Origin of the sequence: Sphingobacterium sp. UBA7253 (genome assembly GCF_002472745.1) — a bacterium.
Lineage (GTDB): Bacteria > Bacteroidota > Bacteroidia > Sphingobacteriales > Sphingobacteriaceae > Sphingobacterium > Sphingobacterium siyangense.
Genome location: NZ_DKSP01000164.1, coordinates 24,409 through 32,921 on the forward strand (window position 1 = coordinate 24,409; position 8,513 = coordinate 32,921).

At 32.2% G+C, this 8,513-nt stretch carries 7 protein-coding genes; 4 read left to right on the top strand and 3 right to left on the bottom strand.

The genetic code is table 11. From position 1 onward, the window contains the following. Together B2X72_RS16910 and B2X72_RS16915 are read left to right on the top strand one after the other, a co-directional pair. Positions 1–367 (top strand): hypothetical protein (locus tag B2X72_RS16910; protein ID WP_286850816.1); only part of this gene is annotated, 367 nt, incomplete at its 5' end. A 228-nt stretch (positions 368–595) separates the two neighbouring features. Further along, positions 596–964, top strand: a complete 369-nt coding sequence (locus B2X72_RS16915) for a hypothetical protein (protein WP_286850818.1) — start codon at positions 596–598, stop codon at positions 962–964. A 24-nt stretch (positions 965–988) separates the two neighbouring features. Here the strand turns inward: B2X72_RS16915 and B2X72_RS16920 are convergent, their stop codons facing one another. The 3 genes from B2X72_RS16920 to B2X72_RS16930 are packed head-to-tail and all read right to left on the bottom strand — an operon-like array spanning position 989 to position 6,197. After that, positions 989–2,350, bottom strand: a complete 1,362-nt coding sequence (locus B2X72_RS16920; protein ID WP_286850819.1) for a RagB/SusD family nutrient uptake outer membrane protein — start codon at positions 2,348–2,350, stop codon at positions 989–991. A gap of 11 nt (positions 2,351–2,361) precedes the next feature. Beyond that, positions 2,362–5,529 (bottom strand): SusC/RagA family TonB-linked outer membrane protein, encoded by a 3,168-nt coding sequence (locus B2X72_RS16925; RefSeq protein WP_286850821.1) that lies wholly within the window; start codon positions 5,527–5,529, stop codon positions 2,362–2,364. After that, entirely contained in the window at positions 5,526–6,197 is a 672-nt protein-coding gene (locus B2X72_RS16930) for a TlpA family protein disulfide reductase (protein ID WP_286850822.1), read from the bottom strand. The genes B2X72_RS16925 and B2X72_RS16930 overlap by 4 nt, the downstream gene beginning before the upstream one ends. Before the next feature lie 613 nt (positions 6,198–6,810). Between B2X72_RS16930 and B2X72_RS16935 the strand changes: the two genes are divergently transcribed. Continuing rightward, positions 6,811–7,236, top strand: a complete 426-nt coding sequence (locus B2X72_RS16935; RefSeq protein WP_248932198.1) for a helix-turn-helix domain-containing protein — start codon at positions 6,811–6,813, stop codon at positions 7,234–7,236. Positions 7,237–7,372: 136 nt separating this feature from the next. Then, positions 7,373–8,248 (top strand): restriction endonuclease, encoded by an 876-nt coding sequence (locus B2X72_RS16940; protein ID WP_286850824.1) that lies wholly within the window; start codon positions 7,373–7,375, stop codon positions 8,246–8,248. Positions 8,249–8,513 lie beyond the last annotated feature (265 nt).

Consider the following 8,513-nt stretch of genomic DNA (forward strand, 5'->3'; position numbering starts at 1 on the left):
TATTTACGTTCCTTTGGTCGCAAATATCAATTATATAGATAATAGCGGAAAAGATCTAATTTTTGGAGATAATCCATTGTATGCTCCAGCAAATATAAAAATGTATAAAGTATTGGCAAATGACCAAACAGCTCCAATTAATTTCACTATTAATAAGGATGCAAAATTCCTATCTGTAACATTAGACAAATTAGAAATTGGTACCTTTTATATTGAACTTAAACCTGACGTTACTGATAAAATAACTTATACTACCAAAATTGACCAGAACTCACCTTGCAAGGATTATAAGTTAATTGATATAAAACAGAACGATGTTTTTGCGAAATTTGATAACAAAACACAGGTCTGGACATTAGAAAAATAATAAATATTTCATTTTCCAAATTTATAAATTGAAGGGTAGGAAGTAATTTCTACCCTTTTTTTTGGTGATTATTGTTACTTATAATGCTATTCAAAATAGAGAGAAAACAGATTACATTTTTTGATTTCTCTCAATTTCAAACAGGTTTACACAAATACTCTTTCATAATTTTATTAAACCTTTAGGATGTCCCTAAAGACATTTACTAACAGTCATAAACATAACGTTATGATGAGAAAAAATTTTATAGTGAAAGCATCACTTTTCACTTTAATCTTGGCTTTTATGGTAGCTGGAACATTTGCCATAGCAGCAGTGATGAACAAAAAGGAAAATAAAAAGGAATTGTTAGTCAACACACAATTCCGATTTACTGGAGCTTCTGCAGATTATGATGATATCACAAATGCATCCAATTGGGAAATTGATGATGGTACCAAAAGCTGTAATCCTGGTACCACACTTCCTTGTTTGGTTGCACCAAACATGAGTTCAATTACAACTCCTGCGCAACTTGTCAGTCATCTGGAATCTTTACCAAGTGAAAATGATGCAGAGAATTTTGTCGATACTAAGACAATCGAAAAAAGAGATTAAACCTCCTTCTCAAAAGATGTTGTATTATCGGGGATTTTGTTGAATTCCCGATAATTCGACAACTTCTTCTGGAATTGGCAATGCATATCTTAGATCGTTTGGTTGTAAACTATATGTCTTTGCATTTATTGCCCTTGAAACTAAAATCTTTGCACCATCTCTATTGTATCTCTTCAAATCTGTCCATCTAATTCCGCGCATTAAAAGTGATTTCCTCCTTTCCTTAATAATAATTGATAATACCTCTTCTTTGGAGGAAACCTGATAAGGTTTATACAAGCCCTTTTTCCACCGCTTTATTAATAAAGAATTTAAGTCATCAATAGCTTCTGAAACTTTTCCCAACCTAACATACGATTCCGCTCTATTTAGCATAACCTCGTCAGTTGCGATCCCATCAAATAATTGGTATGAGCCTGTGTAGCTACCATAATATCTTGGATTATTATCATTTGAAATTTTAAAATAAAGTGATTTCCTCAAATCACCTTCTTCATAAGAATTGAAAATATCTGAAACAACAATTGCATTTGTGTATGCTAACATAGAAGGGGTTAACATCTGTGTTCCTAAAATTACTTCTTTATTATATGCATCAAATGGAAATGTCTTACTTCCGTTTAGGTCATTATAATCAATAAGGTCATTATTTATTCTAAGGCAAGAATCGGCAAATAAAAGACTATTCTCATATTCACCCATAACTAAACATAATCTTGATAAAAGGCCATAAGTTGCTGCTTTACTTGTCCGGAGCGGGTGGACCTGAATATCATTGAGTAAAGGTAAAGCTGCTAAGAGATCGTTCTTTGCTTGGTTATAACTTTCTTCAACTGTTGGCCTAGATAATTTCTCATTAAAATCTGTATTGAGTTTAAGTGGAATACCGAGCTTTAATTTATTGTTTTCAGGACTATAAATTGGCGACCATATAAAAGCCAATTTCATAAACATTCTACCTCTAATAGCTAGAGCCTGACCTTTAATATTATCTTTATTTCGTCTATCCGTTTCACTTACCACGATAATATCATCAATTTTTTCCAATACCGAGTTCGCAGTATATATCGTATTATAACAGTATGACCAATTATTGTTATTCGGTGGAAAAACGTTACTATCTTCCCATGTATATAATCTTCGATCTGTTTCTAGTGGAAGACTGTTCCAAGATTTATCTTCAAGGTAGTAATCATCTGCAACTACTTCTACAACACTAGGCTCATATGTTCCTACACGTAAATAATAGTCAAGCAAACTTTGAAGATCTTCCAAAGTGGTGGGTACTGTTAACTTTTGATCCGGTTTTTCATCTAAAAAGGATTTACACGATGTAGAAAGTATTACCAAGATACCTATAGTCAAGAAATTTTTAATTCGCTTCATAACTTTTATAATTAATAATCCATCCTTAAACCAATAGAATATGCCTTACTTTGTGGAATAGTCATATTCGCTCGATTAGGATCTATTTTTTCCTTATTTATTAGCCATATATAGCCTAGATTACTTACATTGAAAAATACCTTCCATGAAACCATTTTTTTTGATCTACGGTTGTCTCCTATTGTATACCCTAGATTGAGATATTCAAGCTTAACATTTCCAGCATTTCTCACATGTAATTCAGCATTTTTATAAAATGAATCGCGGTTGGAATTTAAGGGATAAATAAATGAAGGAACATCAGTTGTTAATTCATCACCTGATGATTGCCATCGTCTTTCAAAATCAGAATGTCCATTTCCTGAATTGACCAGATTATAATAATCTATCGACTCTTTAAGGAAATAATGCCCAAAGGCGAAGGAAAATCTTACATTAAGCGCTAATCGGCCATAATTAAATGAATTACCGATAGATCCATAATATAATGGAATTGCACTTCCTTTAAATATTAAATCATCAATTTTGGTCTGTTCGCCAATAATTTTAGAATAATCTATGCTGGGCTCCTCTCCCAAATATCCAACTGGATTGCCTTTTTCATCTAGACCACCCCATTTATATGCCAACACGGAATAGTAAGGTTTCCCTAAGATTAATGGCCTCGATATTCCGACAAATGAACTTGCTTTTGTACTATTATTATATGCATTTGTCACTTCATCTTTATACCATGAAAAATTTAGTTGAGTCTCCCATCGAAATTTTGTTTTGAGATTTAAAGAACTCACTTCTAAATCAATACCTTTTCCTCGCATCGAACCAACATTTTTAGTTATTGTAGGACCAATACCATGAGTTATATCAACGGCAGAATTTGCGTATAGATCAGATGCCCACTTTCTAAAATATTCAATGCTTCCTCTAAGTCTATCTCCTTTAACTCTAAAATCCAATCCAAAATTTAACATCTTGACTTTTTCCCATCTCAATTCAGGGTTTGAATAACTATTTACACTGCTCATTGGAAATTTTGTAAAAGGAGAAACCGTAGTATAAAGAATCGTGCTTACCGCTGTTCTTGAGGGATCTATATTTCCACTGGTACCATATGTTGCTCTCAACTTCATATATGGAATTGAAGGAACGTTTATAAAATTCTCCTTACTTAAATTCCAACCTAGTCCCGCTGACCATAATGGTCTCCATTTATCATTGGTATTTACACCAAATATGTTTGAAGCATCACGCCTAGCACTAGCAGTCAATACGTATCTATCTAAATAGGTATAAGATACATTTCCAAAATATGATAAATAATTATGTGTTGTTTTATTAAGCCCCACTCTATCAGGAATAAATGATAAACTTCCCGTAGTAAACAATGGATAACGATTAACAACATCAACTGGGATACTTGTCATGAGCTCCTCGTTATATCCAAAATATCTATTTTGGTCAGTTGATTCTTCGATGCTTCGCATTTCAAATCCTAAAAGGCTGTTTAACTTATGATCTTTCAATATTGTTTTATCATAATTTACTTGCGTTCGGAAATTCCAACTTGTCATTGTAGTCTTTCCTTTATCTAAAATTCCTCCTTTTGGTACAATATAGATTAGCTCGCCATTAGCTTGATTGATCTGTGTAAAATCATTGATTAGATTTCGTGTGAAATAGCTTTGTAAATCATTGAGCATATTGCTTTCCGAAAGTTGCTTTTCATAATAACCCTTAAGTTGCACCGTCATTCCGCTAATAGGAAATAAATCCAGCCCTAAATTTGTTGTGAGGTCGGACAATCTACTTGTTTGCCTTGCATGTTTATAATCTTCAAGAGGATAATAATTCCAGTCGAGAAAAGAAGTTTGTGCCATCTCTTCTACAAATTGTTGTCGCCTATTATAAATGGGAATCTGATTACCCTTTTCGTCAAAAAATTTTGTATAAGGTGGGATTTCATAAGAACCATATTTAATTGTCCCATAACCATCCTTTCCTGACTTTGAACTTTTATTTACGTAAAAAAGCCCAACATTCAGCCTCAAATATTTCGAGATTATATAGCTATGATCAGTTTTAAAAGTCAAGCGTTGGTCTCTGTTACCTAAGACACCTGATTTATTATTATAGCCTCCTGAGAATTGCCATGCGACTTTCTCCGATCCACCAGACATTCCGAGGTTGTATTGTTGCTCTATCCCTACTTCATATGTATTGTCAAGAAATTGTTTTTTAAGATCAACTTTTCTATATGAATCTATAATTTTATCAAATTCTATATCTGAAATCTTATTGTTTTTCTTATCAAATAATAGCTCATAAATTGGAGAAAATGGTGGTCTATTGGTTTTAGAGGTATCACTGAATCGGTATTTATTTTCAAAAAGGATCATTTCAAGGTCAATGAAATCAGATGAACTGATCGTTTTTATTTTATTTAAATCAGGCTTTGATTCAATAACCAGATTGGTATTAAAATTGATTTTCGTTGGACTATTTACTCTTCCTTTTTTAGTGGTTATTACAATTACACCATTTCCCGCTCTCGCTCCCCAAATTGAGGCAGCAGCTGCATCTTTTAAGATAGAAATTGATTGAATATCCTCTGGGTTAATATTAGTAATATCTCCTTCATACGGGAAATCATCGACTATAATTAGAGGATTTTGTGGTCCACCCATAGTACTCAATCCTCTAATTGATTGAAATTTATTAGAATTCACTCGACTGGAAATAACATTGTAAGAATTGGCAATAGCTGGTAGTCTATCTAAAATATTGCTAGCAGTTTGTTCAGTAAGTATTTTTTGATTTAAAATAGAAAATGACCCTGTGGTTCTTTCTTTTGGAATATGTTGAATACCCGTGTTTATGACAACTTCATCTATAACATTTTGCTTAGCCACCAAATAAACACTCAAATCTAGTCCTTCTACCGTATCTAACTTTATTTCTTTTTGTATATTGGAAATATGTCTAATTAGTATCATTGAATTCTTTGATTGACCAACTATTTTGAAATATCCTGACTCATTAGTTTCACCTAACTCTTTACCACTTGAATTCGTAATTATTGCTCCGTGTATGGGTTGTTTTTTAGGGTTGAATACTCTTAATGTTTGACTTATAACACTTATGGGAATTAAGAGTAGAAAAATTGAACTTAAAATTCTCATAATGATGGTTTTTTAATTTGATTGCATCCCATATTTAAAATTGTATCCTGAGAAACATTCTTAAGTTTGGATTCAATTATAGTATAGTTCGTAATAGAATTTGATATTATTTTTTGGTTCTCAATTAAGATAATATGTGGCAAATATTTATGGGGGAAATATCCATCTAATATGGTATCATTGACAATAAATTCGAACTTTTCACGATATTCTTTTCCTCTACCTAATAAGTATTGGACTATTTTATCGACATTTTGATATGCGACTGGAATGACTATAAATTTTTTATTATTGTTCGAAAATTCTACCATTTCAGGAAAAGCCTTAAGACAGCTTCCACACCAGGTTGCCCAAAAATCCAACACTATAGTTTTATTTCTGAACTCAGACAAAGATTTTCCAATGGAATCTCCTTTGGAAAGAAAAAGATGTGTTTTTTCCCAAAACTCATCGGGTACTTTCTGACCAACTTCTAATGGTACAATATCCCTTGCTCCAGCCTGCGTTTTTGCAGGCTGTGCTTGGGACAATAAACTAAACATAGAAACAAAACAAACGACTAGAACAAGCGATTTAAATCGTTTATTTTCAAGGTTATGATGTAGGGCACTTCGAATAAATTTCGTTTTTAATTGGGCATAGAAATCCCTTTTGCTTAAATTTCGCATCACATTGGTTTTTAAGAAAAGCTGTTATTTTTTGGTAGGATATAGCTCTTCGTATCTATAATTGATATTTAAAAAAAATGGTGTAGCTAGCTTACTACTAACAAATAAACCATTTGAAGCACGGAATTTTATTCTGGGGATTTCTTAATATTCTTTAATAATTGTTTTTTCATCTGCTCACTATTTTTAAGAGTGAGCCTCTCAAACAAGAAATTTGCGTTACAAAAAACAATAGGGCCGGCCCTTACAAAGTCTAATGCAACTGGCTCTGACAAAGCCAACCCTTCCAAAGGAAGGGCTCCCCATTAGAACATAAGCAGGTACCGACCCTATTGAAATATAGGGTCAGGTAGCACTACTCACACTCGCAGGGTAAATTGTCAGATTTGTTGTGCGAGGCTCGTATAAGCACCTATTATTTACAATTAAGTGCTTAAATCTAATTCATTTTTATTTAATATCCCATTTTTACATTGGGAATATTAATCAAATATAACTAAACCGTTAAAAAATAGTATAGCTAGATCAGGTGTAAAATACACCTCTGGGCAGAATAGTTTTACAATGATATCTTAAAAATTTAGTATATTCGTAATATAATTTTTCCTTTGTTATGTACGATTTTGCTAAAAAACATATTGGTCAAAATATCCGAAAAATTCGTTTATTAAGAGGAATGAAACAGGAAACATTTGCTAAGGAATTAGGCATTGCCCAACAAAATGTATCGAAAATGGAAAATAAAAAAGAAATAAGTGAGGAACAATTGAAGAAAGTTTCTGAAGTGTTACAAGCGAGTGTAGAAGCTATTAAAGGTTTTGATGAAAATGCTATCATTAATAACAATATCCTTAACGATCAAGTGAATAATTATAATATCCATCCTGTTGAGGAAATCGTTAATGTATTTAAAGGTATTCTTTCTTCAAAAGATGACGAAATTGCCCAGCTAAAAGCCGAAATTCTGAATCTCAAATCACCATCGAATGGGAATAAAAAAAATGAAGATACAAACGTGAGAAACATTAAAGAGGCATAATATCTTTAAGTAATTCAATAAAAAGGTCCTTATACATATGTATAAAGACCTTTTTATTGAATTACTATCTGATTTTTTCAATTATAAACAATTTAAACAACTCAAATATCCATAGTTTAGATATTTAGAAGCATTCATGAATCCTTCAACTACTACTAATAAAATTCACTTCGAAGATTTAGCCCCTCTTAGATTTGAGGATCTGGCGGTTAATTTATTAACTAGGGAAATTAATCATACTAAGATGTTTCATTATGGATCATTGGGGAATGATGGTGGCGTGGATATTGAATTGATAGAAAAATTAATCGGAGAGAGAGAACAACGAGTATATGTTCAATGTAAACGATATAAGCGCTTTTCAACAAAAGATGCTGAAAAAGCTATTAGCTCAATCTTAGAAGCTAGCACATTACCAGACAAATTAATTTTCATTGTTACTTGTTCAGTCAGTAAACAAACGACAGATTTTATAAAAAAAAGGTGTGAAAATTTATCCATCTCATGGGATCTTTGGGCAGCCTCAAAACTAGAATCTCTTTTATATTTTAAACATCAAGATCTTCTTAAAACTTATTTTGGAGTCGATGTAAAAACCGAGGAAGATAATATAATCAGTGCTATTGAGAGACGTAAAAGTATGAGAAATACTTTTATCAATGAATTAATGAAGGACTTCAATCCTAGAGAACCTATTTTAGGAGCGCATAGATTCGAAAATAGAAAATTTATTATTCAAACTCCTGAATTCAAGTATGATCTACCGAATGAACCAAATGAACATGGATGGTATCCATACTTTGGAGTGAGACCTTATAGTATTAATGATGAAGGGATTCAAGTTGATTTTTATTGGGGAAATAATTTATATTACCGTGGAACAATTTTGTATGATGATATTTGTTCTTATGATTTTGAAAGTGATAGTGGAAGACCAATTTTCTATTGTCCCTATAAGGGAGAGAATGGTCCATTTTCGACCATTACATCGATCGACAATGAAAATTGCTAAAATCTCTTTGATATTTTGGCTTTATTTCTGCTATAGGATCTACAGTTTAAAGATATGAGAACCCGGTCTCTGTGTGAAAGCGCAGGGGCCTTTTTTTTTTAATAAAAGATGTGAATGGTAATAAATTTCCACCCACATCTTTAAATTTAATATTCTTGAATTGCAGTTTTAGGCTGAATCAATTCGATATTCTCCTTTACATAATTAAAAAGGTTTTTAACATCATTTTCAGTGAGTTTCCCCGAATGAATATTCCGACAAAAGT

Coding starts and splice junctions, on each gene's coding strand:
- B2X72_RS16915 (WP_286850818.1), top strand. CDS start 596: ATGATGAGAAAAAATTTTATAGTGAAAGCATCACTTTTCACTTTAATC.
- B2X72_RS16920 (WP_286850819.1), bottom strand. CDS start 2,350: ATGAAGCGAATTAAAAATTTCTTGACTATAGGTATCTTGGTAATACTT.
- B2X72_RS16925 (WP_286850821.1), bottom strand. CDS start 5,529: ATGAGAATTTTAAGTTCAATTTTTCTACTCTTAATTCCCATAAGTGTT.
- B2X72_RS16930 (WP_286850822.1), bottom strand. CDS start 6,197: ATGCGAAATTTAAGCAAAAGGGATTTCTATGCCCAATTAAAAACGAAA.
- B2X72_RS16935 (WP_248932198.1), top strand. CDS start 6,811: ATGTACGATTTTGCTAAAAAACATATTGGTCAAAATATCCGAAAAATT.
- B2X72_RS16940 (WP_286850824.1), top strand. CDS start 7,373: ATGAATCCTTCAACTACTACTAATAAAATTCACTTCGAAGATTTAGCC.